The 26322-nt window shown below is 55.9% G+C and carries 28 protein-coding genes; 1 reads left to right on the top strand and 27 read right to left on the bottom strand.

Going from position 1 to position 26322, the window contains the following annotated elements:
- Positions 1–94: 94 nt before the first annotated feature.
- The 22 genes from rplO to rpsJ form a co-directional block, all read right to left on the bottom strand.
- Positions 95–541: a 50S ribosomal protein L15 gene (gene rplO, locus JX292_RS01780; RefSeq protein WP_204860684.1), complete on the bottom strand. Its 447-nt coding sequence runs from the start codon at positions 539–541 to the stop codon at positions 95–97.
- Positions 542–543: 2 nt separating this feature from the next.
- Positions 544–750, bottom strand: a complete 207-nt coding sequence (gene rpmD, locus JX292_RS01775) for a 50S ribosomal protein L30 (protein ID WP_004005265.1) — start codon at positions 748–750, stop codon at positions 544–546.
- 2 nt (positions 751–752) lie between these two features.
- Positions 753–1397: a 30S ribosomal protein S5 gene (gene rpsE, locus JX292_RS01770; RefSeq protein ID WP_204860947.1), complete on the bottom strand. Its 645-nt coding sequence runs from the start codon at positions 1395–1397 to the stop codon at positions 753–755.
- Positions 1398–1426: 29 nt separating this feature from the next.
- Complete coding sequence (gene rplR, locus JX292_RS01765; RefSeq protein WP_005505006.1) at positions 1427–1786, bottom strand: 50S ribosomal protein L18; 360 nt, start codon at positions 1784–1786, stop codon at positions 1427–1429.
- Between the two features lie 2 nt (positions 1787–1788).
- Positions 1789–2325 carry a 50S ribosomal protein L6 gene (gene rplF, locus JX292_RS01760; RefSeq protein WP_204860681.1) on the bottom strand — a complete coding sequence of 179 codons (537 nt, stop codon included), beginning with the start codon at positions 2323–2325 and terminating at the stop codon, positions 1789–1791.
- A gap of 27 nt (positions 2326–2352) precedes the next feature.
- The gene (gene rpsH, locus JX292_RS01755; protein ID WP_049331925.1) at positions 2353–2751 is read right to left on the bottom strand and encodes a 30S ribosomal protein S8; all 399 of its coding nucleotides are present in this window, start codon (positions 2749–2751) and stop codon (positions 2353–2355) included.
- Between the two features lie 73 nt (positions 2752–2824).
- Positions 2825–3385: a 50S ribosomal protein L5 gene (rplE, locus tag JX292_RS01750; RefSeq protein WP_049331923.1), complete on the bottom strand. Its 561-nt coding sequence runs from the start codon at positions 3383–3385 to the stop codon at positions 2825–2827.
- The gene (gene rplX / locus JX292_RS01745; RefSeq protein ID WP_005504988.1) at positions 3385–3720 is read right to left on the bottom strand and encodes a 50S ribosomal protein L24; all 336 of its coding nucleotides are present in this window, start codon (positions 3718–3720) and stop codon (positions 3385–3387) included. The genes rplE and rplX overlap by 1 nt, the downstream gene beginning before the upstream one ends.
- A gap of 3 nt (positions 3721–3723) precedes the next feature.
- A complete protein-coding gene (gene rplN / locus JX292_RS01740) occupies positions 3724–4095 on the bottom strand; it encodes a 50S ribosomal protein L14 (RefSeq protein ID WP_005504986.1) in 372 nt (123 codons plus the stop codon).
- 698 nt (positions 4096–4793) lie between these two features.
- Complete coding sequence (locus JX292_RS01735; RefSeq protein ID WP_239653572.1) at positions 4794–5783, bottom strand: YncE family protein; 990 nt, start codon at positions 5781–5783, stop codon at positions 4794–4796.
- Positions 5784–6715: 932 nt separating this feature from the next.
- On the bottom strand, positions 6716–8797 hold the full coding sequence (locus JX292_RS01730) for an LPXTG cell wall anchor domain-containing protein (RefSeq protein ID WP_204860677.1): 2082 nt from the start codon (positions 8795–8797) through the stop codon (positions 6716–6718).
- Between the two features lie 424 nt (positions 8798–9221).
- Positions 9222–9494 carry a 30S ribosomal protein S17 gene (gene rpsQ / locus JX292_RS01725; protein ID WP_204860674.1) on the bottom strand — a complete coding sequence of 91 codons (273 nt, stop codon included), beginning with the start codon at positions 9492–9494 and terminating at the stop codon, positions 9222–9224.
- Positions 9491–9730, bottom strand: a complete 240-nt coding sequence (gene rpmC / locus JX292_RS01720; protein ID WP_204860672.1) for a 50S ribosomal protein L29 — start codon at positions 9728–9730, stop codon at positions 9491–9493. Before rpmC ends, rpsQ begins: the two co-directional genes overlap by 4 nt.
- Positions 9731–9735: 5 nt before the next feature.
- The gene (gene rplP, locus JX292_RS01715; RefSeq protein ID WP_204860670.1) at positions 9736–10155 is read right to left on the bottom strand and encodes a 50S ribosomal protein L16; all 420 of its coding nucleotides are present in this window, start codon (positions 10153–10155) and stop codon (positions 9736–9738) included.
- Complete coding sequence (gene rpsC, locus JX292_RS01710) at positions 10156–10953, bottom strand: 30S ribosomal protein S3 (RefSeq protein ID WP_049331911.1); 798 nt, start codon at positions 10951–10953, stop codon at positions 10156–10158. It abuts the gene before it with no gap.
- Complete coding sequence (gene rplV, locus JX292_RS01705) at positions 10954–11319, bottom strand: 50S ribosomal protein L22 (protein WP_005504964.1); 366 nt, start codon at positions 11317–11319, stop codon at positions 10954–10956. It abuts the gene before it with no gap.
- 60 nt (positions 11320–11379) lie between these two features.
- On the bottom strand, positions 11380–11661 hold the full coding sequence (rpsS, locus tag JX292_RS01700) for a 30S ribosomal protein S19 (RefSeq protein WP_004005282.1): 282 nt from the start codon (positions 11659–11661) through the stop codon (positions 11380–11382).
- Between the two features lie 12 nt (positions 11662–11673).
- Positions 11674–12510 (bottom strand): 50S ribosomal protein L2, encoded by an 837-nt coding sequence (gene rplB / locus JX292_RS01695; RefSeq protein WP_204860667.1) that lies wholly within the window; start codon positions 12508–12510, stop codon positions 11674–11676.
- Between the two features lie 40 nt (positions 12511–12550).
- The gene (gene rplW, locus JX292_RS01690; protein WP_005504959.1) at positions 12551–12853 is read right to left on the bottom strand and encodes a 50S ribosomal protein L23; all 303 of its coding nucleotides are present in this window, start codon (positions 12851–12853) and stop codon (positions 12551–12553) included.
- Positions 12853–13470, bottom strand: coding sequence for a 50S ribosomal protein L4 (gene rplD / locus JX292_RS01685; RefSeq protein ID WP_049331907.1), 618 nt, complete (start codon positions 13468–13470; stop codon positions 12853–12855). The genes rplW and rplD overlap by 1 nt, the downstream gene beginning before the upstream one ends.
- Positions 13471–13476: 6 nt before the next feature.
- Positions 13477–14133 carry a 50S ribosomal protein L3 gene (gene rplC, locus JX292_RS01680; protein ID WP_005504955.1) on the bottom strand — a complete coding sequence of 219 codons (657 nt, stop codon included), beginning with the start codon at positions 14131–14133 and terminating at the stop codon, positions 13477–13479.
- Positions 14134–14146: 13 nt separating this feature from the next.
- Positions 14147–14455: a 30S ribosomal protein S10 gene (gene rpsJ, locus JX292_RS01675; RefSeq protein ID WP_004005287.1), complete on the bottom strand. Its 309-nt coding sequence runs from the start codon at positions 14453–14455 to the stop codon at positions 14147–14149.
- Between the two features lie 652 nt (positions 14456–15107).
- Here rpsJ and JX292_RS01670 point away from each other — a divergent pair.
- Positions 15108–18449 (top strand): Fe2+/Zn2+ uptake regulation protein, encoded by a 3342-nt coding sequence (locus JX292_RS01670; protein WP_204860666.1) that lies wholly within the window; start codon positions 15108–15110, stop codon positions 18447–18449.
- Positions 18450–18939: 490 nt separating this feature from the next.
- Here JX292_RS01670 and tuf read toward each other — a convergent pair whose 3' ends face one another.
- From tuf to JX292_RS01645, 5 genes are all read right to left on the bottom strand, one after another.
- On the bottom strand, positions 18940–20130 hold the full coding sequence (tuf, locus tag JX292_RS01665; RefSeq protein WP_204860665.1) for an elongation factor Tu: 1191 nt from the start codon (positions 20128–20130) through the stop codon (positions 18940–18942).
- 201 nt (positions 20131–20331) lie between these two features.
- Positions 20332–22446, bottom strand: coding sequence for an elongation factor G (fusA, locus tag JX292_RS01660; RefSeq protein ID WP_204860664.1), 2115 nt, complete (start codon positions 22444–22446; stop codon positions 20332–20334).
- A 72-nt stretch (positions 22447–22518) separates the two neighbouring features.
- Complete coding sequence (gene rpsG / locus JX292_RS01655) at positions 22519–22989, bottom strand: 30S ribosomal protein S7 (RefSeq protein ID WP_005504941.1); 471 nt, start codon at positions 22987–22989, stop codon at positions 22519–22521.
- Positions 22989–23363 carry a 30S ribosomal protein S12 gene (rpsL, locus tag JX292_RS01650; protein WP_005504939.1) on the bottom strand — a complete coding sequence of 125 codons (375 nt, stop codon included), beginning with the start codon at positions 23361–23363 and terminating at the stop codon, positions 22989–22991. Before rpsL ends, rpsG begins: the two co-directional genes overlap by 1 nt.
- Before the next feature lie 597 nt (positions 23364–23960).
- On the bottom strand, positions 23961–25916 hold the full coding sequence (locus JX292_RS01645; protein ID WP_239653571.1) for a neutral/alkaline non-lysosomal ceramidase N-terminal domain-containing protein: 1956 nt from the start codon (positions 25914–25916) through the stop codon (positions 23961–23963).
- Positions 25917–26322 lie beyond the last annotated feature (406 nt).

Below are 26322 nucleotides of genomic sequence, written 5' to 3'. Positions count from 1 at the left end.
ACATGCTAAATCAGCTATATATAACTATTGGAATGATTTTTCATGCGAAAGCCCCCGCTCGAAGTATTCGAGCGGGGGCTTTCAGTAGCTAAGACTACTTAACGGTTACAGAACCGCCAGCGGCCTCGATCTTCTCAATAGCGGAAGCCGATGCCTTGTCGACAACAACGTTCACCTTGACGGAGATTTCGCCGCTGCCCAGAACCTTCACGAGCTCGTTCTTACGAACGGCACCCTTAGCAACCAGTGCCTCGACGGTGACGTCGCCACCGTTGGGGAACAGTTCCTGGATGCGGTCCAGGTTAACAACCTGGTACTCGGTGCGGAAGGGGTTCTTGAAGCCGCGCAGCTTCGGCAGGCGCATGTGCAGCGGCAACTGGCCGCCTTCAAAGCCTGCACGAACCTGGTAACGTGCCTTGGTACCCTTGGTACCGCGACCTGCGGTCTTACCCTTGGAGCCTTCACCGCGGCCAACGCGGGTCTTTGCCTTGCGGGCACCCGGTGCCGGGCGCAGATCGTGAATCTTGATAGCTTCTGCCATCTTTACTTGACCTCCTCAACCTTCACCAGGTGAGCAACGGTGTTAACCATGCCAACGGTGACGGGGTCAGCAGTGCGAACAACCTTGTTACCGGGGCGCTTGAGGCCCAGGGAACGCAGGGTGTCGCGCATGTTCTGCTTCTGACCAACATAGGACTTGACCTGGGTGATTTCCAGCTTTGCGTCGCTGGGCTGAATACGCTTGGCCATTACTACGCACCTGCCTTCTCAGACTTGGTGTTGCGCAGGTAGCTGGGGATAACCTCGTCGGTGGGCAGGCCACGGCGGGCTGCCACTGCCAGAGGCTCCTCAAGCTGCTTGAGTGCTGCAACGGTTGCGTGAACGATGTTGATCTGGTTCGAGGAACCGAGCGACTTGGACAGCACGTCGTGAATGCCTGCACACTCGAGTACTGCACGCACGGGGCCACCTGCGATAACACCGGTACCAGCGGTTGCCGGGCGGAGCATCACAACACCTGCAGCTGCCTCACCCTGCACGCGGTGCGGGATGGTGCGACCCTCGATGCGGGGAACGCGGAAGAAGTTCTTCTTTGCTTCCTCGACACCCTTGGAGATTGCTGCGGGAACTTCCTTAGCCTTACCGTAGCCAACGCCGACCAGGCCGTTACCGTCACCAACGACGACCAGTGCGGTGAAGCTGAAGCGACGACCACCCTTGACGACCTTGGAAACGCGGTTGATAGTCACAACGCGCTCGATGTACTTGTCCTTCTCCTCCTCGCGAGCGCGGTTGTTACGGCGCTCACCACGGCCACGACGCTCGCCGCGGTTGTTGCGGCGCTCCTCGCGCTGGTTGGAGGTCTCAGCGGTTTCAGCTACTACTGCTTCGCTCACCTGAGTTTCCTTTACGTTCTGCTCGCTCATTAGAGTGCAAGACCCCCTTCGCGTGCACCGTCAGCAACGGCTGCAACACGGCCGTGGTACTTGTTACCACCGCGGTCGAACACGACTGCCTCAACGCCTGCCGCCTTGGCGCGCTCTGCAACGAGCTCACCAACGCGCTTTGCCTTAGCGGTCTTGTCCAGGTCAGCTGCACGCAGCTCTGCTTCCATGGTGGAAGCGGATGCCAGGGTCACGCCCTTGACATCGTCGATAACCTGAACGAACATGTGACGGGTCGAACGGGTGACGCACAGGCGCGGACGCGCAGCGGTACCCGAAACGTACTTGCGGATGCGAGCGTGACGACGTGCACGCTGCGCTGCCTTCGACTTGATAGCCATGTTTACTTACCAGCCTTTCCGACCTTGCGGCGGATGTGCTCACCTGCGTAGCGGATACCCTTGCCCTTGTAGGGGTCGGGCTTACGCAGACCACGAATGTTTGCTGCAACCTGACCAACGAGCTGCTTGTCGATACCCGACACGGTCAGCTTGTTAGCACCCTCCACTGCAAAGGTAATACCTTCGGGAGCGGTGATGTTGATCGGGTGGGAGTAACCCAGAGCGAACTCCAGGTCGTTGCCCTTCGGGGTCACACGGTAACCGGTACCGACGATTTCCAGCTTCTTCTCGTAGCCGGAGGTCACGCCAATAATCAGGTTCTGAATCAGGGTACGAGTCAGACCGTGCAGCGAGCGAGACAGGCGCTCATCGTTGGGACGAGACACGACGATCTCGTTGTCGTTCAGAGCGACAGTGATGGGGGAAGCAACCTTGTGGGAAAGCTCACCCTTTGCGCCCTTAACGGTGACCAGGTTGCCATCGACCTTAACCTCAACGCCGGCGGGAACCGAGATGGGGAGACGTCCAATACGTGACATTATTCTCTTCCTTTCTCTTCTAACCGACTACCAGATGTAAGCGATGACTTCGCCGCCCACACCCTTCTTCGCAGCCTGCTTGTCAGTCAGCAGACCCGAAGAGGTGGACAGGATTGCGATGCCGAGGCCACCCAGAACCTGGGGCAGGTTGGTGGACTTTGCGTAAGTACGCAGGCCCGGCTTGGAAATACGACGTACGCCAGCGATAGAACGCTCGCGGGACGGACCGTACTTGAGGACGAGGGTCAGGGTCTTGCCGACCTTTGCATCCTCAACCTTAACGTCGGCGATGTAACCCTCAGCCTTCAGAATCTCGGCGATGCGAGACTTCAGCTTGGAGTAGGGCATGGATACGGTGTCGTGGTATGCGGAGTTTGCGTTGCGCAAACGGGTCAGCATATCTGCGACCGGATCAGTCATAGTCATTGTGGGCTTGTGCCCTTCCTCGTTGTGGTTTCCCTACCCCGCGGTAACGGGGTCTGGACCTACAACGTAGTCGTTACTTGGTCTTGAACGGGAAGCCCAGTGCCTTCAGAATGGCACGGCCCTCGTCGTCGGTCTTCGCGGAGGTCACCACGGTGATGTCCATACCACGCACGCGGTCGATCGAGTCCTGATCGATTTCGTGGAACATGGACTGCTCGGTCAGACCAAAGGTGTAGTTACCGTTACCGTCAAACTGGCGGTCCGAGAGGCCGCGGAAGTCGCGGATTCGGGGCAACGCCAGGGTGACGAGGCGGTCCAGGAATTCCCACATGCGGTCGCCACGCAGGGTGACGTGTGCACCGATGGGCATACCCTCGCGCAGCTTGAACTGTGCGATGGACTTCTTAGCGCGGGTAACAATCGGCTTCTGACCGGTGATTGCGGTGAGATCGCGGATAGCACCATCCATGAGCTTTGCGTCGCGAGCTGCCTCGCCAACACCCATGTTTACGACGACCTTAACGATCTTCGGGGTCTGCATGACGTTCTCGTACTTGAACTCTTCCTGCAGAGCGGGAACGACGACCTCAGCGTACTTGGTCTTGAAGCGGGGGGTGATCTTGGTTTCGGTCATTAGATGTCCTTACCCGAACGCTTAGCAACGCGCACGCGAACGGTGCGCTCCTTGCCGTCACGCTCTACAGTCTCGAGGCGGAAACCAACACGGGTCGGCTTCTTGGTCTCGGGGTCAACAATCGCAACGTTAGAAACGTGGATCGGTGCCTCAACCTTCTGAATGCCGCCTGCTGCGCCGGTCAGGGGGTTAGCCTTGGTGTGCTTGGTGACGACCTTAACGCCCTCAACAATCACGCGGTTTTCCTTGGGGAGAACCTTCAGAACCTTGCCCTGCTTGCCCTTATCTGCACCGGAAATAACCTGAACCAGGTCGCCGGACTTGATCTTAGCCATGAATTAGAGCACCTCCGGAGCCAGCGAAACGATCTTCATGAACTTCTTGTCGCGAAGCTCACGACCCACAGGGCCGAAGATACGGGTACCACGGGGATCACCATCAGTGTTCTTCAGGATCACTGCGGAGTTCTCGTCGAACTTGATGTAGGAGCCGTCGGGACGACGGGTTTCCTTCTTGGTGCGGACGACGACTGCCTTGACAACGTCACCCTTCTTTACGGTACCGCCGGGAATTGCATCCTTGACGGTTGCGACAATGATGTCGCCAATGCCTGCGTAGCGACGCGAGGAACCACCGAGAACACGGATGGTCAGGATTTCCTTCGCACCAGTGTTATCGGCGACCTTCAGTCGCGACTCCTGCTGAATCATATTTCTCCTGTCGTCTCGCCGGTTCCGACTCGCTTTAGGCGCGAGCCAGCCTTGCGGAACATTTTTACGGGATTGGTTGACGCCCCGGGCCCCATCTCTGTGGAAGGGGTTAGCGGAAACGCCTGGGGCAAACCCATGCCAGAAGCATTTGGACCCGCGTGAAGCGGGCGTATCCACCCGTAAGTAGCGGCATTATGCACTGGCACGAGAAGCCCGTGGTTGCGCGGCTATTTGGATACAGCCGCACAGTCTTAATACTCTACAGGAACCAGCGATGCATTGCAAGGGTTTTATAAACATGAATAGCATCTCTTTTACCTCTGTCTTGCTGCACCCGACTTGCTGTGCCGTTGCGAGCAAGTCCCGTGGGAACACCAGGCCCAGAAAAGAGAATCTTATTTGACGCTTAAAGCAGGAGGCCCCTTCGTGTAGTTCCTGACGCATAAGAAACTGAAGGGGCCTCGAGAAATCTACCGCTCGATGTGTCAAACAAAGGTGGTAGATACTCATATCTTACTACGTTTTAATGCGTTCCGTGACAGGCTTGCCGAGGATACTTTAAAGACATTGGGCTTTCAGCCCATTTTCTTTGCCCCACGAGCGTGTTTCACACAGGTGCCTCCGTCTCTCCATGGATGCAAAAACGCGGGCCCTCAATCAAATTTTCTTCGGTGGGCCAGAACTTCGAGACATTCTACCTATTCCTCTGCACCACGCACACGAGCCAACCCGTCACGCATGATAGGATTCGGAGCCTCTCCAGGTCGCACTTCGTTCTTCGCCTCGTAATATCGACCACTACGAGCGTCTAGCACGTAGGGTACGGCAGCTGCCGGATAGTCTCCAGCCTTGTCAATAGCAATTACCGAGCCATCTGAGAGTAGAACCTGATGATTGATACGGGTAGGAGCCACCTGAATCGTCTCGACAACTTCGCGAGTCAGAGGAGCAACCACAGTGATGGTGCCGCCCCCAGCGATGGAAGGTTCTCCCTTACCGCCAAAATCCGCAACGTAAAGCAAGTGACGCTTCGAATTGAAGAGGATGTCGGTGGGCATGCGACCAAAGGGTATATATGCCAGCTGCTCACCTTCCAGGCTCAGAATATATAGGCCCGAATTCTTACCTCCAGCTCCCTGCGCCGAAATATAAAGCTCACCGCGAACTGGGTCGATCTCTGCACCGTGCACCATGACGACTGCTTCAGCATCCTGACCACCGTGCACAGGGAAAACGTCGATCCGTTTCCAAGTCTTTAGATCAATCACCCAGATTTCGTCCTTGATGATATTCGGGACATACAGTAGGCCCCGTTCCTCATCAGCGATGGGACCGAGCAGCATTGCGGGACCAAAATCCTGCAGAGGGCTGACGACGCGCTCTCCCCTATCATCAACAGAAATAACCTGGTAACCACCGGCGCCGGTTACGAGCACAGACCCATCGGGAGCCACATATAGCTCACGCGGGGTAAGCATCTCGATGCCTTCGGAGCGTGAATCCCACACGAGCGAGAAGTCGTCCTGCGAATACGCAGTGACTGACTGAGTTCGGGTGCCTCCGGTCCATACGAGGCCACGCGGGTTATCGAGGGCTAACCCGTAGGCGGCCTGAATTTGGTAGAGGCCTTCCTGGCCGGGGTTATGGTCCTCAATCACAGGCAGAAAGGCGGTAAGCTCGGTCTCCAAGGTACAGGCATTCAAGCGTGCAAGAGTGGCGCACAGCGTACCGTGAGTCTTTGTATGGTTGAAGCTACCGGTCACAAAGAGCGTATTCCGCTCAGGGTTATAGGCAATCTGATAATGTCCCGCTAGACCGGGACGTCGTTCCACAGTATGGCGAACGCATGAGGCGCTCTGTTGCGGCTCGTTATTTGGCTGAGACATTTCTCCTCCGGAGGTCTTGCAGGTAGGTCAGGTATCCAAAGACCCGTTGCACCGCGCCTGCATAGTGATGGGTTACGAGTCTTATACCGTTCTATATTGTTCTACATCATACGCTGGAGGGTTGGTGCCCGGGAGATATCCCCCATTATCTAGCTCGTACGTTTTAGAGACATCTGAAAGATACGACCGCGCCGAAAGCCCCGACTATGATGGCGTCGTTGTCCTCCTGCACCGCTACGACAGCAGGAGGAAGGAAGTTTTCCGATAGAGATTTCGTAATATTTCTTCAGATAACGGCTCGCAATACCCCCATTTTCTGCAAAAATCAGCCAAAAAGTTTAGAAATTTGGGGTGATTTTTTTAAAAACCAAGTTTTTTGCCAAAAATCCTCTCTGAAGATGCGAAATTCAGCGAGATGTACCATAATAGAAGAGACGCATGCGTCAAACAAGAGGTTCGGTCCTTATCGGACAGATTTCTTGGGTCCCTTTTTCCTCGCTAATCCGTTTGTCTAGGGACCGAACCTCGCTTTGACCATTAAGCCCGCACCTCGGTGCGGGTTTTCTTTTTTTACCCGGAACATGTCAATCCCTCCGGACATACGTTAGGGGCGGTTCCCTTCACGTAGAAGGGAACCGCCCCTAACGTATTTAGGGCTTACGCACACCAGCAATAGGAGCCTGCACCTCTACTCCGTAAGAAAAGCACCGAGTAGAGAATACCCCCATAGACGTTTATGCTTTGCGACGACGCGCCACCAGAACGCTGGCACCTGCAATCAGAGCCAGAATGCCCAGGCCGGATGCAATCAATACCCCGGAGGCACCGGTGTTAGCTAGCGAAGGCTTAGCAGACTTCGAAGAATCGGAACCGTTTGAAGAAGAGATGTTCTGCGACGAAGAGGTAGCAACCTTCGAGGCGCCATTGTCATTCTTCGGGGTCTCAGGCTTCAGGGAATCTGCAGGAGCCTTGGACTGGTCATTACCGTCCTGGTCTTTAGCCTGGTCCTTCGAATCTGCCGGTGCGGGGGGCTGGGGAACCGAGGGAGTCACAGGAGCGTTCTTAGCTTCTTCCTTCTTCGGCTGGTTCTCAGTCGTGAAGGTGTACTCGACTGCCACGCCGCCACGTGCGTTATCGTTCTCGGTCAGCGAGCCGGAGAGCAGATAAATAGCTACCTTATCGCCGGTCTTGAGCTCTTCCTGCAGGTTGGAGTTGGCAACAGTCGGGCGGTCAATAGTCGCAGTGAAGTTACCGTTCTCATCAGCCTTGATGTAGGCCCATACGCCCGAGCTGTTCGCTTCGGCGCCTTCCAGCTTCGGCTCTGCCTTGGCAGAGATGGTGCCCTTGTTCAGCTTAACTGCGAGTACGGAGCCCTTTGAACCGTCCTGAGTCTTGAAGCCTTCACCACGCAACTTCAGGGTTTCACCGGTGGTCCAGTCCTTCACGGCGTAGAGCTTAGCACCGTCGGCATAGGTCTTCACCAATTCTTCAGAAGAAGTCTGTGCAGCAGGCTTCGCGGTGGTTTCAACGGTGGTGTTGAGCTTTACCATGACACCGGGAGTAATCGGGCTGTCAGCGTTATCCTTGCCCTTGGGTTCGGTGCTGGAGGTTCGGTATTCGCCGGTAGCAGGGTCGATGGTGTAGTTGGTCTCGATCGGGGAGGCAGCCTCGGCGCTTCGAGCCACGGCATAAGCCGACCCATCGGGAGTAACCAACACGTCATTTGCGCCGCTGGTCGCACCGGTAGACACCTGAGAAACAACGGTGCCGGTTCGTGCATCAACAACACCGACGTTGCCGGTGCCGTAATCGGTCACGTACAGCAGGTCACGGGCTTCGTCGGAGGCAAGGGCAAGGGCCTGGCTACCAAAAGGAATGGTCTTCTTGTAGGCACCAGTTTCCAGGTCGTAGACAGTGATAGCGGAGTTAGTGCCCTTACGGTCGCCCTGGGAGCTGACGTAGATTTCCTTCAAGGACTTGTCAATAGTGACGTCCGAGGCATTCAGAGCAGCTTCAGCATTTTCCTTGTGCAGCTGAATGGTCTTCTCGACCTCGTAGCTCTTGGTGTCAATCACCTTCAGGGTGCCGGCACTCAGGGAAGGCACATAGAGTTTGCCGTCGGTGGAGTCCACGTGCATGTTCATTGCGATATCAGATTCGCCCTTGGCGTCGGTGAATTCAATCTTCTTGACCAGGGCGTGCAGGGTGGTGTCGAAGACGCTAATGCCACCGGAGCCAGATACAAAGACCTTGCCGCTGGAGGGGTCGACGCGTACCTCGCGGGGGTGGTTAACGTCACCTTCTGCGCTGCTCCAGATAATCTTATTGGTCGCGGGATCGAAGACAGATACCTTGTTGACGCGGGTCTGGGTCACCCATACGTATCCGGTTGCTTCGTCGTAGGCAATACCGTAGGGAGATTCAATCTGCTTACCGGTCGGTGCGGTAGCGCCACGTGCAATAAAGTCCGTGGTCGGAAACTGGTAGACAGTGGTGAGGGCCGGGGCGGATGCAACGTTCCAGGTGCCGACGCCACCGGTCAATACCGGCGGGCGTCCGGAGGAGAAGGAAGTGTAGAGGGAGGAGGTTGCTGCCGAGTATGCCAGCTGGTACTGGCCGGGCAGGCCCTGGTACTGGGTAGCGCTCACTGCAATGTGGCGGCATTCCTCAGTGGAGTTCTGGGAATTCCCGCCGGGAACGGATACGGAGACGTTTACCGCAAAGGTAGCGGGAACGGTAGCAAAAGAGCCTGCGATGACGGAAAGGGCGCTGGCGACAGCGAGCAGCTTGTGCGAGGGCTTAGGGGAAGAAGTCATGGTAATCCTCAATGATGTGTTGATGATACTTCTCCAAAGGTCGTGCAACCTCCGGATTAGGTGCTCTGTTATCCCTACTATATAAGCAAGGTATAACTAACCACTCATAGAGTCGATGATAAGTATCCTTGCTGAGGCTTTTCAACTTATTTTCAGTTTTATCTAAGCCATCCCTACTATCTGCTACCCACTTACAATCCGCGTTAGAAGGCTTTTCCCGTATTTGCCCAGGTCAAATCGCTATTTAACCACTACATAAACTAGGCTCTGTAAAAGTACAGTTTCTATATATGACGGCGATTCTCCAATTATGACGTCTCATAACCAGCAATGTTTCACCTTCAAAAGGCATAGCAATGGCCCCTCCCCCACAGATGTGGGAGAGGGGCCATCATTGCTCTAGCAGATAATTCTGCAGAAAGGCTTACTTAGCCTTCTCCAGAATCTCCACGATGCGCCAACGCTTGGAAGCGGACAGCGGACGGGTCTCTGCAATCAGAACGAGGTCACCGATGCCTGCAGCGTTCTGCTCATCGTGTGCCTTGATCTTGGAGCTACGGCGAACAACCTTGCCGTACAGAGCGTGCTTCACGTGGTCCTCGACCTCGACGACAACGGTCTTGTCCATCTTGTCGGAGACAACGTAGCCGCGGCGGGTCTTACGGTAGCCGCGCTCTTCGTTCTTTACTTCACTCACTTGGACTCACCTTCAGTTGCGGGACGAATACCGAGCTCGCGCTCACGCAGCACGGTGTAGATACGTGCAATGTCGCGCTTAATAGTGCGACGACGACCTGCATTAGCCTGACCGGTGACTTCCTGGAAGCGGATGTTGAAGAGTTCCTTCTTCGCTTCGCTCAGCTTTGCAACCAGATCCTCGTTAGAGAGTGCTGCGAGCTTCTCGATGCTCAGGTCCTTGGAGCCTACTGCCATCTCGCTTATTCACCACCTTCACGGCGACGCACAATACGTGCCTTCATCGGGAGCTTGTGGATTGCCAGGCGCATTGCCTCGCGAGCCACCTCTTCGGACACACCGGCGAGTTCAAACATGACTCGACCCGGCTTGACATTTGCGACCCACCACTCGGGCGAGCCCTTACCGGAACCCATACGGGTTTCAGCGGGCTTCTTGGTCAGGGGGCGGTCCGGGTAAATGTTAATCCAGACCTTACCGCCACGCTTGATGTAACGGGTCATTGCAATACGTGCAGCCTCAATCTGGCGGTTGGTCACGTATGCGGGGGTCAGGGCCTGGATGCCCCACTCACCGAAGCTAACTTCGGTGCCGCCCTTTGCGAGACCACTACGCTTGGGGTGGTGCTGCTTACGGTACTTTACTCGACGGGGAATAAGCATTTATGCCTCACCGTTCTCTGCAGTCTTGGCCTCGACCTTTGCCGAAGCGTTCTCGTTGCGGCGCTCGCGACGAGGACCACGGTTGCCCTGGCGGCGGCGGTCACCATCGCGGCGGTTGCCACGGCGGTTGTTTGCTGCCTGCTGAGCTGCCAGCTCCTTGTCGGTCAGGTCGCCCTTGTAGATCCAGACCTTCACGCCGATACGGCCGAAGGTGGTCTTGGCCTCGAAGAAGCCGTAGTCGATGTTTGCACGCAGGGTGTGCAGGGGCACACGGCCTTCGCGATAGAACTCGGAACGGGACATTTCAGCACCACCCAGACGGCCGGAGCACTGGATACGAATACCCTTTGCGCCTGCACGCTGTGCGGACTGGATTGCCTTCTTCATTGCACGGCGGAATGCAACACGCGATGCGAGCTGCTCTGCGATGCTCTGTGCAACCAGCTGAGCAGAGAGGTCGGGGTTAGCAACCTCGAGGATGTTCAGCTGAATCTGCTTGCCGGTGAGCTTCTCGAGCTCACCGCGGATGCGGTCCGCTTCTGCGCCACGACGGCCAATCACGATACCGGGACGAGCGGTGTGGATGTCCACACGTACACGGTCACGGGTACGCTCAATCTCGACCTTTGCAACGCCTGCGCGATCCAGGTTCTTTGCCAGCAGCTCGCGGATCTTCACGTCCTCACGGACGAAGTCTGCGTAACGCTCGCCAGGCTTGTTGGAATCAGCGAACCACTTGGAGACGTGGTCCGTGGTGATGCCCAGTCGGAAACCGTTCGGGTGAATTTTCTGACCCATTTAGCGGTCCTCCTCCTTCTCCGGGGTAGCAACTACCACGGTGATGTGGCTGGTGCGCTTGTTGATTCGGTATGCACGACCCTGAGCGCGGGGCTGAATGCGCTTCATGGTCGGGCCTTCGTTCACGAATGCTTCGCTAATGAACAGCTCTTCCTCGCGGAAGGGCAGACCCTGCTGGGTTGCCTTCTGACGAGCGTTAGCTACTGCCGAAGCAACGATCTTGTATACCGGTTCCGAAGCTGCCTGGGGGGCGAACTTCAGAATCGCCAGAGCCTCTTCCGCCTGCTTACCACGGATCAGGTTGACGACACGGCGGGCCTTCATAGGCGTAACGCGAACGAAACGCGCTGATGCCTTGGCTTCCATTGCCTATCTCTCTTTCGTCTATTGCCGAAAGGGAAACGTTAGCTTATCGGTGTGAACCGATTAGCGACGCTTGCCCTTACGGTCGTCCTTCACATGGCTGCGGAAAGTGCGGGTCGGAGCAAACTCGCCGAGCTTGTGACCAACCATCGACTCGGTGATGAACACCGGCACGTGCTTGCGACCGTCGTACACTGCGATGGTGTGACCGAGCATGTCGGGGATAATCATCGAGCGACGCGACCAAGTCTTAATTACGTTCTTGGTGCCCTTCTCGTTCTGAGCTGCAACCTTCAGGTAGAGGTGCTGATCAACGAAAGGGCCCTTCTTCAAACTACGAGGCATGTTTCAGGCTCCTTAGCGCTTCTTGCCAGTACGACGGCGACGAACGATGAGCTTGTCGCTTTCCTTGTTGGGACGACGGGTACGACCCTCGGGCTTACCATTGGGGTTAACCGGGTGACGACCACCGGAGGTCTTACCTTCACCACCACCGTGCGGGTGGTCAACCGGGTTCATGACCACACCACGGACGGTCGGGCGGATGCCCTTCCAGCGGTTACGGCCAGCCTTACCCCAGTTGATGTTGGACTGCTCGGCGTTGCCGACCTCGCCCACGGTTGCGCGGCAGCGAACATCCACGTTGCGGATTTCGCCGGAGGGCAGACGGAGCTGGCCGTACTTGCCTTCCTTAGCAACCAGCTGGACAGAAGCACCAGCGGAACGTGCCAGCTTTGCGCCGCCACCGGGGCGGAGCTCGACGCAGTGAATCACGGTACCAACCGGGATGTTGCGCAGGGGCAGGTTGTTGCCGGGCTTGATGTCGGCTGCGGGACCGGACTCGACGATGTCGCCCTGAGCGAGCTTGTTCGGAGCGATGATGTAACGCTTGGAACCATCGACGTAGTGCAGCAGTGCGATGCGTGCGGTACGGTTAGGATCGTACTCGATGTGTGCAACGCGTGCGTCAACGCCGTCCTTGTCGTGACGACGGAAGTCGATCAGACGGTACTGGCGCTTGTGGCCGCCACCCTTGTGACGGGTGGTGATGCGGCCAGTGTTGTTACGGCCGCCGGTCTTGTGAAGCGGACGAAGCAGGGACTTTTCCGGGGTGGAGCGGGTGATCTCTGCGAAATCAGCAACGCTCGAACCGCGGCGACCCGGGGTCGTCGGCTTGTACTTACGAATACCCATTTAGATATTTCTTCCTTCGTTAAAGTGGTCTCCGCGGGGCTTATGCCTGCGGACCGCCGAAGATGTCGATGGTGCCTTCCTTAAGGGTCACAATCGCACGCTTGGTGTTCTTGCGAGCGCCCCAACCGAAACGGGTGCGCTTGCGCTTGCCCTGACGGTTGATGGTGTTGACGGAAGCAACCTTGACGTCAAAGATCTTCTCGATGGCCTGCTTGATTTCCAGCTTGTTGGAATCGGTAGCGACCTCGAAGGTGTACTTACCTTCGTCGAGCTGACCGTAGCTCTTCTCGGAGACGACGGGAGCAATAATCACGTCGTATACAGACTTGGTGGAAACGCTCATTACTTAGCGCCCTCCTTCTTCTGAGCTGCAGCAACGAACGCGTCGAATGCTGCCTTGGTGAAGACCACGTCGTCCGAAACCAGCACATCGTAGGTGTTGAGCTGGTCAACGTACAGAACGTGGACATTCTCCAGGTTACGTGCGGACAGAGCCACAACGTCCTCTGCACGAGCAATCACAAGAAGGATGTTCTTGCGCTCGGTGATAGCTGCGAATGCAGCCTTTGCAGCCTTAGTCGAGGGGGTCTCACCGGAGATGAAGTTCTCGACAACGTGGACGCGGTCGTGACGAGCGCGGTCAGAGAGAGCACCGCGCAGTGCAGCGGCAATCATCTTCTTGGGGGTGCGCTGTGCGTAGTTACGCGGAGTCGGACCGTGAACAACGCCACCGCCGGTCATGTGCGGTGCACGGATGGAGCCCTGACGTGCGTTACCGGTACCCTTCTGCTTGAAGGGCTTACGGCCTGCACCGGAAACCTCGCCGCGGTTCTTGGCCTTGTGGGTGCCCTGACGTGCTGCTGCGAGCTGTGCAACGACAACCTGGTGCAGCAGGGGCACGGATGCCTGCGCGTCGAAAATCTCTGCGGGCAGGTCTACCTTAAGGGTCTTAACAGCCATGATGTATTAGGCTCCCTTCACAGCGGTACGAACCAGAACAACGCCGCCCTTGGGACCGGGGATTGCGCCCTTGATCAGCAGGACATTGTTCTCTGCGTCCACACCCTGGATAGTCAGGTTCAAGGTAGTGTGACGTGCTGCGCCCATACGGCCAGCCATGCGCATACCCTTGAACACGCGTGCGGGGTAGGATGCGCCACCGATGGAACCGGGCTTACGGTGGTTCTTGTGCTGACCGTGAGATGCGCCAACACCCTTGAAGCCGTGACGCTTCATAACACCTGCGAAGCCCTTACCCTTGGTCTTGCCAACGACGTCGACCTTCTGGCCTGCTTCGAAGAGCTCAACGGTCAGTTCCTGACCGAGGGAATACTCAGAAGCATCTGCGGTACGCAGTTCGACGATGTGGCGTCGGGGGGTAACACCGGCCTTCTCGAAGTGACCAGCCAGGGGCTTGGTGACCTTGCGAGAGTCGATTGCACCGAAACCAATCTGAACAGCCTCGTAGCCGTCAGTCTCCTGGTTACGGATCTGGGTAACAACGTTAGAATCAGCCTTGACGACGGTGACGGGCACAAACTTGCCGTCCTCGTCCCAGACCTGGGTCATACCGAGCTTGGTGCCCAGCAGGCCCTTCACCTGGCGCTCGAATTTGTTAGTCATTAGATGCGATCCTCTACAGCTTGATCTCGATGTTTACGTCTGCCGGCAGGTCGAGACGCATGAGGGCATCAACAGCCTTGGGGGTCGGATCAACAACGTCGATCAGACGCTTGTGCGTACGCATCTCGAAGTGCTCGCGGCTGTCCTTGTACTTGTGGGGAGAACGAATAACACAGTAGACGTTCTTCTCGGTCGGCAGCGGCACGGGGCCAACTACAGTTGCGCCTGCGCCCTTGACCGTTTCGACGATTTTCCGTGCCGAAGAATCGATGACCTCGTGGTCATAGGACTTCAGACGGATGCGGATTTTCTGTCCCGCCATCTGTCGGACTCTCTTTCTTGATGTATTCCCTGTATCGGAGCTTTTGCTCCTTTGTTATAGCGCTTAAGGAACGCGATATATTCATCACGTGCGCCACTCAGAACGGACTGAATCCGGCTTTGCCGGGTTCCTCACCCCGCCCGAGTACCGACCCCCGAACTCGGGCGTGTCGTCTATATTCTAGACAAACTCGTCCCGTCATCCTTCGGACCGGGTCATACGTGGGCCTATCTGATACAGATAGACACTTTGACAACGTCGTCAATTCTCTCAAATATTCAGGGGTTCTCGCAATACCAGCAATCATTAAGTGGTTAAGAACACTTAAAAGATCTGATGGTCCCTACCGGCCATCAGCCCCCATCGTTCATCTATCCTTCACAGGGACCTCTAAACCTATTTTCAGTATTTTCCATGCAGTTTATACCTCGAAATATAACTTTCAGACCCAGTAGTACTCGTATGGTAGAAATACCACTTAGCCTAAGGAGAAATCATGTCTCAGCCGACACAACCTCACCGGGCACCCACTCACACGCACTCCCCCATCGACCAACCCTATAACGGGCAGGCACCATTTCCTCCCTCCCCTGCATCGTTGCAGGTCGCCCGAGGAGAAATATACTCTCAGCAGACATCGCGTCCTCAGCGGATGAGCGAGGATCTCTTCCTCAATATTGTTCTGTATATCGGTTCGCTTCTGCTCATTGGAGCAGCAGCTCTTTTCATCACCTCGGTTACTTCCTCAACCGACGAGACGGCGCTAATTCGCGTCCTCGCATTGGCCTTGGGGGCCGTTGTCTTTTACAGCGCGGGCCTGCTGACCTACCGCTTCGTGAAGCGTCTGCGCATCGCTTCCTATTCCTTTACCGCGACTGGCTTGGCTTTCATCCCCCTCACGGGTATTGCCACATATATCCTCGGTATCTGGGATCAGGGCCGTTTTATCTGGCTTACCACTTCTCTGGTTGGTACCGCCGCAATTATTGGAGCATGTACCCTGATGCGTAACCGCGTCATGGGCTATCTCCTAATTTCTTTCTTTATTTCAGATTCGTTAGCCGCCACGAGGGTGGCTGAGCTCCCCTTCGTCTGGTACTTCGTTGTCCTCACGGTCGTAGCGGCTGTCTTGGGACTTGTGCTTCACTTCGTTCCCGAAGCCGTTCCGCGGGGTATCCGCGAAGGTCTCGTTGATTCATCACGAATTTTTGTTCCGGTCACCGCGGCGTCCATTTTCTTCTTTACCTATGAGATGTCCTCTCTGGACATGGGTATCGCCTTCACGGTGATGTCTGTCCACGCTATCCTCTTCCTGTGCATGGAGGGGAAGATTGACTACTTTGTTCAGGCACGAATCTACCCGCTTATTGCTGTCCTGGCATTTGCTGATGAGCTGAACCAAATCGTCTGGACTCCCTCAATCTTTGCAATTACCGTACTCGTCATCAGCCTTATTTCTGTGTACGTCTTTGTCCCCCGCGTGCGTACTATGGCTAATGCACAACGCATCATCCAGCCTCAGGAGACTATGGTATCCAGAATTCCCTGGAGCTCTTCTGCCGATCAGCTACCCCGCGAGAAGTTCGGGTGGCTTCCCACCTACGATGCAGGCTTCAGCCTCTTCTTCCTTTTCTGTGCATTCGTAGCCGCCCTCGCCACAGCTTCCCCCTATGTTGAAAGCGGCTGGGCCGAGCTTCTACCGTACGTTCAGACCCGTCACACGATCTTCCCCGCCTCCTGGGTTATCGGTATCCTCTATCTGATTAGCTGCCTCACCTACCGTAAGGCTCTGCAACCGATGGCACTGCTAATCCTCTCAGCTCTTCTCCCCTGCATCGCCCTCTTGGTTAATATCGCGGACGGGAACACTCAGGGCGATTTCTACCTCTTCTTTGGTGCATCTACCATCATCTATATTTTGAGCCGCGGCGACGTCAAGCTACGCTTCGCGGGATCCATGATGAGTACCCTAGGATATGCGCTAGGTTTCTTCCTGCTTGCGACGACTCTCTTCCCGGACATGCAGCCCATTGAGATGCGTCTGGTCTTCGCACTTGTATTTGCGCTTGCGGGTCTACTCATCTTCGCTCTTCCCTCCGCCGAGAGTCGGGGAGTCCCGAGTCTACGGAGGACCCCTGAGGGACTGGCTTACCTGTTCCTGGGTTCTCTATCGTTGCTTGCCTCGATGTTCGTAGATATTACCGTCAAGATGATTGCCCAGCACTTCTGGGCCTACTTCGGTATGTTCTCCGTAGCGATTCTTCTGCTCAGCCTTTTGGCTATTCTGCTCTTGGGACGTATCTTCGGCATTTCGGACCGAACCGATATGCGCTACACCCTGTTGGTTCTGACTCGTATTGGCCTCTACGGGCTTCTTTTGATTGGCTTGGCTGGGACCCTGTACTACCGCGGTGCCCTTGCCACTGTCATAACGGGTGCCTTGGATATTGCCGGGTATATGCTGTGGGTCGCTGTTCTCCCGACCTTGGTTACGGTGCTATACGCGGTGCTCGGTCTTACGGTGCTTCCTCATTCGGCAATCCGCACCGAAATCCTGACTATTTCCCGTCTGCCTATCTGCTGGTCGCTACTGCTTCTGTCCATGAACAACGATGTGAAGACGACAGTTGTCCATTTCTTCTTTGTTGCTCTAATGGCTGCGCAAACCCTCTACAGCATTCTCCTTTATGCCCGCTCTCACCGTATTGCCGAACTATACATCGCAACTGGAGTCTTTACGGTGGCAGCCGGCTACAGCGCTTTCATCGGCGGTCTGCTGTATCTTGAGGATCCTCTTCTCTCTGTCGGTGCTCCGGCTCTGCTAATTGCTGTTTGGGGTGTTGGCGTTACCTTGAAGGTTCCGTACCTGCAACTTGGTACTTCTCTGAACGTATGCACATTCTGTATTACTGCTCTCTGGAATGTCTCCGGGGTCCCGGCGCCCTCGGACCGCGCTGTGTTCTTCGGCTACTCCGCACTTCTGGCTGTCGTTATTCTGTGGATGTTGAAGATTCTCCTCCCCCGAGAGATTTTCGCCCTACACTCTAACGTACGTCCTTCCATAGTTGTCCAGGTGGGCTCTAGGAACGTTGTTCTTCCGATGCACGGGCCCCTGCCTTCACCCTCCCCGCAGTTTGCACCTCGGCTCCCCCTGGCTCAGGGTATTTTTGGTCCGAGCAACTATCTGCTGATGGTTCCCGCACTGGTCGTACTCTACTTTGCCACGCTAATGGGTCTGCTGAGCCCGACTCATCCGGAACTCAACGCCCTCCTATGGGGCCTAAGCACGCTGGGCCTGATTTCCGTATGCCGAGTACAGCAGGTACCCACTATCGCAACGACGGCCTTCTGCCTCTCCATCTCCCGTCTGATGCTGCATTATTCTGATGCACCTCGCGTCGTCCTAGTGCTGGAGATTGCCCTCCTGATTGTTCTCGCTATCGCTGCGGTGGGCGTTTTCAAGAACCTGGCGGCGCGTCGTCCCGCCAATGAACAGGTATCGTCTACGCTCCTGTACTGTGCTCTGGGTCTTCAGGCACTCCTGACACTGGTGCTTTGGAGAATTCCAACTGGGGGCCCCGACGTTATCCTCCTCGTACTGGGTATCGGGCTGACTCTCCTAGCCGGTCTTGTACTCCCCAAGGCGTGGGCATATGTATCGGCAGTACTGGTGACGGTGGATCTTGCCATTTCGCTCAACGGCCTCAACCCGCTCTTCCTGCTCATCATCTCGGTGATTCTTATCGCCGGTGTCATTTGGAGGCTCCTGGCCCGTCAAGGTGGCCGTGAGGATGACAGCGGCATCCCGCCGGCTCCAGTGCAACAGGCTCCGGTTTCTCAGGCTACTGCTTTTCCCCTGACTGAGGGACATGTTGGGCAGTCTCCCAGTGGACAGGTACCGCGATTGGTGAATAACCAGTCCATGCCATCGGCGCAGACCCCACCTCCCGGTGGCGGTTACTCCGCTCCTGAAGGGAACGGGCGCTCGGCGTAGAGACGTCGCCTGACTAACACCCTGAGAAGTACACGGTAAGCCGTGCTCTCCGGGGCGGCCTGGCCTTCCAGCGGTCCTCAGCTTCATACGGCTGAGGACCGCTTTTTTCGCCCCCCTCTTCCAATGCTTCTCGTTCTTGAAGAGACTAAACCGGTAGGGTCTGCAGTCCCAGCGTAGATTCGCCTCCTAAGCCCGCATATATCCGTGATTTGCCCCAGCCTGGTTATGCACCTTCTAGCTTTTCCTCCCCCGGTATTTTTCTGCGCGATTTCTCTAAGTGCTCAGGCCGCATCGAGGGACTGCTAGTCCCAATCGTGCTTCTTGACCGACTGCAATTTCATCTAATGCTACGACAGAGCTACTACGAAGCTGGTTTTGGGCATAACGAAAGGACCCCCGCAAAACTGCGGAGGTCCTTAAGTATCGCTACCTGGTGGAGGAGAAAACCCTCCGACAGGTCATCAGCGAATTGTCGTAAAACTTACGGCAATTACTTGATGATCTTGGTAACTCGACCCGAACCAACGGTACGGCCACCCTCACGGATAGCGAAGCCGAGGCCCTCTTCCATTGCGATGGGCTGAATCAGGTCAACGGTCATCTCGGTGTTGTCACCGGGCATAACCATCTCGGTACCCTCGGGGAGGGTGATAACGCCGGTCACGTCAGTGGTACGGAAGTAGAACTGAGGACGGTAGTTGGAGTAGAAGGGGTTGTGACGGCCACCCTCATCCTTGGAGAGGATGTAGACGTTTGCCTCGAACTCGGTGTGGGGGGTGATGGAGCCCGGCTCCACGACAACCTGGCCACGCTCAACGTCGTCACGCTTCAGACCACGCAGCAGCAGACCACAGTTCTCGCCTGCCCATGCCTCGTCGAGCTGCTTGTGGAACATTTCGATACCGGTAACGGTGGTCTTCTGAATCGGGCGGATACCGACAATCTCGACCTCGGAGTTCACCTTCAGGGTACCGCGCTCTGCACGGCCGGTCACCACAGTACCACGACCGGTGATGGTGAAGACGTCCTCGATGGGCATGAGGAAGGGCTTGTCCTTCTCACGCACGGGGTCCGGAATGTAGGTGTCGACTGCGTCCATGAGCTCCTCGATCTTAGCAACCCACTCGGGATCGCCTTCGAGAGCCTTCAGAGCGGAAACACGGATAACGGGAGCGTTGTCGCCGTCGAACTCCTGCGAGGAGAGGAGGTCACGGACCTCCATCTCGACGAGGTCGAGGAGCTCTTCGTCGTCAACCATGTCTGCCTTGTTCAGTGCAACCAGCAGGGTGGGGACGCCAACCTGGCGAGCGAGCAGAACGTGCTCGCGGGTCTGTGCCATGGGGCCGTCGGTAGCAGCAACCACGAGGATTGCGCCGTCCATCTGAGCCGCACCGGTAATCATGTTCTTGACGTAGTCAGCGTGGCCGGGAGCGTCAACGTGTGCGTAGTGGCGCTTCTCGGTCTGGTACTCGATGTGAGCAATGTTAATGGTAATACCGCGCTGGCGCTCCTCGGGAGCGGAGTCGATCATACCGAAGTCGCGCTTCTCGTTCAGGTCCGGGTACTTGTCAGCCAGAACCTTGGAGATTGCTGCGGTCAGGGTGGTCTTACCGTGGTCAACGTGACCAATGGTACCGACGTTAACGTGAGGCTTGGAGCGCTCGAACTTAGCCTTAGCCAAGAGTGTTCCTCCTAGAACGATTGAAAACATGCACGCGGATCTTCGCTCCGGCGCATCCCGTTATAAAACGGTCTAGCGTCTACAATAGCGGATTACACCGCAGAGATGAAACTGTCCATGCTCTCAATGATGGATTTAATGGAAAAATTTTGGTGTGGGCCACGGGTTTTTACCCCGTGGCCCACGGGTGAGTTGCGAAAATTACTCGCCGCGGCTCTTCTGAATGATCTCGTCAGCGACGTTCTTGGGAACCTCGCCGTAGCTGTCGAATGCCATCGAGAACACTGCACGACCCTGGGTCTTACCACGCAGGTCGCCAATGTAACCGAACATCTCGGTCAGCGGTACGAGAGCCTTAATGATCTTCACGCCGGAAGCGTCCTCCATGGAACGAACCTGGCCACGGCGGGAGTTCAGGTCACCGATCACGTCGCCCATGTACTCCTCGGGGGTACGAACCTCAACGTCCATCAGCGGCTCGAGCAGGACCGGGTTAGCGCGCTTAGCGCCTTCCTTGAAGACCATCGAACCGGCAATCTTGAACGCCATTTCGGAGGAGTCGACGTCGTGGTAAGCACCGTCGAGCAGGGTTGCCTTCACGCCCACCATCGGGTAGCCAGCGAGGACACCGAACTTCATGGCGTCCTGGATACCAGCATCCACCGAGGGGATGTACTCGCGAGGCACACGGCCACCGGTGACCTTGTCCTCGAACTCGTACAGAACCTCGCCGTCCAGGGGCAGAGGCTCGAAGGAAACCTGCACCTTTGCGAACTGACCGGAACCACCAGTCTGCTTCTTGTGGGTGTAGTCGACCTTCTCGACTGCCTTCTTGATGGTCTCACGGTATGCAACCTGAGGCTTACCAACGTTAGCCTCAACCTTGAACTCACGCTTCATACGGTCAACGATAATGTCCAGGTGCAACTCACCCATACCACCGATTTCGGTCTGACCGGTTTCTTCGTTCAGCGAAACGGTGAAGGTGGGGTCCTCAGCGGAGAGCTTCTGGATAGCGGTGGACATCTTCTCCTGGTCACCCTTGGTCTTGGGCTCAATAGCCACGAAGATCACGGGGTCGGGGAAGGTCATCGACTCGAGAACAATCGGGTGTGCAGGGTCGCACAGAGTGTCACCGGTGGTGGTGTCCTTCAGACCGATTGCTGCGTAAATGTGACCTGCGGTAATCTCCTCAACAGGGTTCTCCTTGTTGGAGTGCATCTGGAAGAGCTTACCGATACGCTCCTTCTTACCCTTGGTGGAGTTCAGAACCTGCTGGCCCTGAGCTGCAACACCGGAGTACACGCGGGTGTAGGTCAGCTGACCGTAGAACGGGTGAGCCGCAACCTTGAAGGCCAATGCTGCGAAAGGCTCGTCAGCGGATGCCTTACGGGTCAGCTTCTCTTCCTCGTTGGAGGGGTTGGAGCCAACGACGTCCGGAACGTCCAGCGGGGAGGGCAGGTACTCAATCACAGCGTCCAGCATGGGCTGAACACCGCGGTTCTTGAATGCAGAACCACAGAGAACGGGGAATGCCTCGCCTGCGATCACGAGCTGGCGAATACCAGCCTTAATCTCGGAGATGGTCAGCTCGCCCTCTTCAAGGTACTTCTCCATGAGCTCTTCGCTCGACTCGGCAACAGCCTCAACCAGCTCAGCACGGTACTGCTCAGCCTTCTCGACCAGGTCAGCAGGAATCTCCTGAACCTCGTAAGAAGCACCCATGCTCACGTCACCCTTGGCGTCGCCAGGCCAGACGTATGCCTTCATCTCGAGCAGGTCCACAACGCCGAGGAAGTCGCTCTCAGCACCAATGGGAAGCTGGACAACCAGCGGGCGAGCACCCAGGCGGTCGATGATGGTCTGAACGGTGAAGTAGAAGTCCGCACCCATCTTGTCCATCTTGTTGACGAAGCAGATACGGGGGACGTCGTACTTGTCAGCCTGACGCCACACGGTCTCAGACTGAGGCTCAACACCTTCCTTGCCGTCGAACACAGCAACTGCGCCGTCAAGGACGCGCAGGGAGCGCTCAACCTCAACGGTGAAGTCGACGTGACCGGGGGTGTCGATAATGTTGATCTGGTTACCCTTCCAGAAGCAGGTGGTTGCTGCGGAGGTAATAGTAATACCTCGCTCCTGCTCCTGAGCCATCCAGTCCATGGTCGATGCGCCATCGTGGGTCTCACCGATCTTGTGGTTAATACCGGTGTAGAACAGGATGCGTTCGGTAGTGGTGGTCTTACCGGCGTCAATATGCGCCATAATACCGATGTTGCGGACCTTGTTAAGGTCGGTGAACACGTCAAGTGCCACGTTATTCTCCCTAAATGAGATACTCCGAAAGCCTGCCGACTCGATTCGACTCGGCAGGCTCTAAACGGAGAATTACCAGCGGTAGTGTGCGAAGGCCTTGTTGGACTCGGCCATCTTGTGGGTGTCTTCGCGACGCTTCACAGCGGCACCGAGACCGTTAGATGCATCCAGGATCTCGTTCATCAGACGCTCAGTCATGGTCTTCTCGCGGCGCTGCTTGGAGAAGCCAACGAGCCAGCGGAGAGCCAGAGCGGTGGAACGGCCGGGGCGAACCTCAACCGGAACCTGGTAGGTTGCACCGCCAACGCGGCGGGAACGGACCTCGAGCGAAGGCTTGATGTTGTCCATAGCCTTCTTCAGAGTTGCAACCGGATCGGAACCGGTCTTCTTCTCGACACCCTCGAGGGCACCGTAGACAATGCGCTCTGCAACGGACTTCTTACCGTCCAGCAGAACCTTGTTGATCAGCTGAGTGACCAGAGCAGAACCGTAAACAGGATCGTTTACGAGGGGACGCTTGGGAGCGGGACCCTTACGAGGCATTACTTCTTCTCCTTCTTAGCGCCGTAGCGGGAGCGAGCCTGGCCGCGACCCTTAACACCCTGGGTATCCAGAGCGCCACGAACGATCTTGTAACGAACACCGGGGAGGTCCTTCACACGACCACCGCGAACGAGCACAATCGAGTGCTCCTGCAGGTTGTGACCCTCACCGGGAATGTATGCGGTAACCTCGACGCCGCCGTTGAGCTTGACACGAGCGACCTTACGCAGTGCCGAGTTCGGCTTCTTCGGGGTGGTGGTGTACACACGGGTGCACACGCCACGCTTCATGGGGTTGCCCTTCAGTGCGGGCGCCTTGGTCTTAACGACCTTGGGAGTCCGGCCCTTACGGACCAGCTGCTGAATAGTAGGCACGTTTTCTCCGTTGCTTGATCAGGTTTCTCGTTAGAGAAACCCGTATAAACTTACTGGCCCCCATCACGATGGATGGGTGCTCTCGGTTATCAGAAACGCTCGGGTGCGCTAGGCACTCCGGTTGGTTTCTATAGGTTCCTCAACTCTCGGCGAGTTCTGTCTCCTTTTCATCCGAAGACGAAAAAGTTTTTGGGCACACGTAAAAATGGCATTTAGGCGTCAGCAAAAAAGCAACGCCAAAGGACGGTATCCATACTGCCATTGATTCGTTTGCCCGCATCCTCGGAAAGTCCCGAGGGAACCCACCGAGGGTGGATCCAGTACACCGAGCTCAAGTACTTCGCATAAGACTATACAGGTTAAACCCAGCTTAATCTAGCGAGACTACGCAGATTTTCCGCTTTTAAGCCGATATTGAAGGCAGCTCCTATTGATTTACACCACTTAAATTACATGCTTGCAATTCTTACACATATACCAGCTCCCCCAGCTAGCCCGGCATGCAAGAAGTCGCCAAGAACCATAAATCAGATTCTTAGCGACTTCTTACATACAGCACAAGGTGTAAATACTACCCAATCCCAAAGCAGTCAGTGCTTAGACAACCTGGAACTGGCGAGTCTGGCCTTCAAAGTTAGACTTCACACCCGAAATCTTCTTCGCAGTACCGAAATAACGGATACGGTACTGACCCTTTGGGGTATTCGCAGGTACCTTCCAGCGAACCGTTACCTGAGAAGCAGAAATACCCATACGCTTCCACTCAAAGAAAGTATCGGGGTTGTTATCGCCCGTGTAGTACTTCCACGTGTTACCCACGCGACGCTCAATCACGAAGTAGCTACCATCGTGATGGATATTGTTATTCGGGTGAGCACCCACAAAACGAGCCGAAACCTCCTCGCGGCCAGCTATAGCATCCTGAGGTTGCTGGGTCACCTGGCCATAACGCGTACCAAACATGGGGGAATCGTAGACGACCTTGCCCTGCAGACTAGAGACCGGACGGCGATCATTCGGACGATCACCAATCCCCAGAGAAGAACCATTCTTCAGCGAAGTTCCAACTACATTAATCGTCTGGCGGAACGCGCTGGAGGTATAGCGACCAAAAAGGGTAGCACCACCCTCATACTGCTGCGAGTCATATTCCTCAGGGGTCGTTACATAGTGGTCATAAGCATTGGTGTAGCCCTGCAAGATAATATGCGACTCAGGCACACCAAAGAGCTTTGCAGCATCCTGACGATACTGCACACCCACCGCACCGGTAAACTCACCCGGTATGCCCAGTAGGTAGTAGTCACCGAAGCGCATAATCTGAACGGGGAACTTCTCCTGAATAATCGTTCCATTCTTAGCAGCGAAGAGAATACCCTTCGGCTGCTGGCATCGCGCCTGCGCAACGCTCGGAGTGAAAACCAGAGTGCCCAAGATGGAAGGACGGCTCGAGCCTTCCTTATATACATCCCAGCCACCACCGCCATCCTCGGTAGATCCTGCACCAAACGGAGTACCCAGGAAGCCCTGGCAGGTACGCTCAGCCCGGCCGGTTCCAGTGTACTTAGCATCAACATTCATGCCGGAGAAATTGAAGTAGGAGATACGCGAATCCAAACCGGTACCCACCGAGTTACCTGCGTTCTTGAGCTGGGTACGGACGGCATCCGCCTGCTTCTGCCCTTGAATCTTCAGGTTCTGGTGGTCATCCTTGGTAGGTCCCTGACCTGGCTTAAGCCAAGTATTCGGGGTAACATCACCGGCGTTGGCGTTTGCAAAAGCAGCAATGAAACCGTCACCGCTACCGGGAACGTTACGGTCGACACCGTGATCCTGATTCTCCAACAGGTACTCGGCATACCCCTTATTATCGCTAGAAATCAGAGTATTCTTCGACGTCAACGAGGTCGAATGCAAAGCGTACCAGTTCAGCACCGCGCGGGTCTTACCATTACGCTCCAGACGCAAGGTCATATTGGTCGGATCGGTACCGTTCGGAAGCTTAGACCGCAACTCCTGCGAATCGCGGTTAAAGGCCTCGCGAGAACGGTTAACGCCCACACCCGTGAGCTTCGAAGTAGAGACCGTCAAGTTACCGGGGGCCAGGTCCTTCGTTGCCTGGCGCACAGCCTTCAGAGTGCCCTCCACCTGGGCGTTAAAGGTGTCCTGATGGAATCCCAGGGTCGTGATGTTGTACAGGCTCTGATGGGTGATACCACCCGGGGTGGCATGGGTGTGAGTCGCAGTAATCATAATGTTCGACTCCGAGTACTGGGATCCGAACTCGGCACGAATACGCTTAACCAACTCATCACGCAGAGACTGCCAACTCGTCAAAGTGTCCAGAACGACAATGAGGTTACGCTTGCCGGAGGCCCGATCCACAGCAATAAAAGCACGAGCATACTGACGAGTATGCACGCCGCTCCCCTTCTGCGAAGAGTCACCGTAACCCATGAAACCTACCTCACCAGGCTCACCGGTGATATCAGCTGCACCGGCACCCACCAGGTAGGGCGTGGATTGAGATGCCTGGGCCGCAGGTGCGGCCATGGCCATCTGCCCCGAGGGCAAGATTGTGGAGGCAGCAATGAGGCAGGCGGCACCAACACGTGCCAGTGACCGTTTAGGCGTTACAAGTCGTGAAATTATAGAGTTCTTGGTCTTTGGCGCCGGATTGAATCCGAACACCTGTTGAAATGAGGGACATGGAGCAATGCCGGAAGTATGCAGGGTGAAGCTGTTTCTCCCCGATCCGGAAGTGACTGGAGTGATTTGCATGCCTTCAAGAGTAAATCCAAGTCAGAGCGTTTTCCAATTGCCCAAACACTCAAATTTTAAAGAATATTTATTCTTTTAAGACAATCAACAAAAACGAATAGGCTGTCTATATATAGACGCTTACTCCAGTAAACTCAGCAAACCAAGCCTCCTACCATATCCCTCAAAACTTACAACC

The organism is Rothia mucilaginosa, assembly GCF_901875305.1.
Taxonomy (GTDB): Bacteria; Actinomycetota; Actinomycetes; order Actinomycetales; family Micrococcaceae; genus Rothia.
The sequence above is the reverse complement of the archived record's forward strand: the minus strand, read 5'-3'. Positions and strand labels throughout refer to the sequence as shown.

Bases quoted from the DNA above. Each gene is read 5' to 3' on its own strand.
- rplO (WP_204860684.1), bottom strand. From the start codon at position 541: ATGGCAGAAGCTATCAAGATTCACGATCTGCGCCCGGCACCGGGTGCC.
- rpmD (WP_004005265.1), bottom strand. From the start codon at position 750: ATGGCCAAGCGTATTCAGCCCAGCGACGCAAAGCTGGAAATCACCCAG.
- rplR (WP_005505006.1), bottom strand. From the start codon at position 1,786: ATGGCTATCAAGTCGAAGGCAGCGCAGCGTGCACGTCGTCACGCTCGC.
- rplF (WP_204860681.1), bottom strand. From the start codon at position 2,325: ATGTCACGTATTGGACGTCTCCCCATCTCGGTTCCCGCCGGCGTTGAG.
- rpsH (WP_049331925.1), bottom strand. From the start codon at position 2,751: ATGACTATGACTGATCCGGTCGCAGATATGCTGACCCGTTTGCGCAAC.
- rplE (WP_049331923.1), bottom strand. From the start codon at position 3,385: ATGACCGAAACCAAGATCACCCCCCGCTTCAAGACCAAGTACGCTGAG.
- rplX (WP_005504988.1), bottom strand. From the start codon at position 3,720: ATGGCTAAGATCAAGTCCGGCGACCTGGTTCAGGTTATTTCCGGTGCA.
- rplN (WP_005504986.1), bottom strand. From the start codon at position 4,095: ATGATTCAGCAGGAGTCGCGACTGAAGGTCGCCGATAACACTGGTGCG.
- JX292_RS01730 (WP_204860677.1), bottom strand. From the start codon at position 8,797: ATGACTTCTTCCCCTAAGCCCTCGCACAAGCTGCTCGCTGTCGCCAGC.
- rpmC (WP_204860672.1), bottom strand. From the start codon at position 9,730: ATGGCAGTAGGCTCCAAGGACCTGAGCATCGAGAAGCTCGCAGCACTC.
- rplP (WP_204860670.1), bottom strand. From the start codon at position 10,155: ATGCTTATTCCCCGTCGAGTAAAGTACCGTAAGCAGCACCACCCCAAG.
- rpsC (WP_049331911.1), bottom strand. From the start codon at position 10,953: ATGGGTCAGAAAATTCACCCGAACGGTTTCCGACTGGGCATCACCACG.
- rplV (WP_005504964.1), bottom strand. From the start codon at position 11,319: ATGGAAGCCAAGGCATCAGCGCGTTTCGTTCGCGTTACGCCTATGAAG.
- rpsS (WP_004005282.1), bottom strand. From the start codon at position 11,661: ATGCCTCGTAGTTTGAAGAAGGGCCCTTTCGTTGATCAGCACCTCTAC.
- rplB (WP_204860667.1), bottom strand. From the start codon at position 12,510: ATGGGTATTCGTAAGTACAAGCCGACGACCCCGGGTCGCCGCGGTTCG.
- rplW (WP_005504959.1), bottom strand. From the start codon at position 12,853: ATGAGCGTTTCCACCAAGTCTGTATACGACGTGATTATTGCTCCCGTC.
- rplD (WP_049331907.1), bottom strand. From the start codon at position 13,470: ATGGCTGTTAAGACCCTTAAGGTAGACCTGCCCGCAGAGATTTTCGAC.
- rplC (WP_005504955.1), bottom strand. From the start codon at position 14,133: ATGACTAACAAATTCGAGCGCCAGGTGAAGGGCCTGCTGGGCACCAAG.
- rpsJ (WP_004005287.1), bottom strand. From the start codon at position 14,455: ATGGCGGGACAGAAAATCCGCATCCGTCTGAAGTCCTATGACCACGAG.
- JX292_RS01670 (WP_204860666.1), top strand. From the start codon at position 15,108: ATGAGCGAGGATCTCTTCCTCAATATTGTTCTGTATATCGGTTCGCTT.
- rpsG (WP_005504941.1), bottom strand. From the start codon at position 22,989: ATGCCTCGTAAGGGTCCCGCTCCCAAGCGTCCCCTCGTAAACGATCCT.
- JX292_RS01645 (WP_239653571.1), bottom strand. From the start codon at position 25,916: ATGGCCGCACCTGCGGCCCAGGCATCTCAATCCACGCCCTACCTGGTG.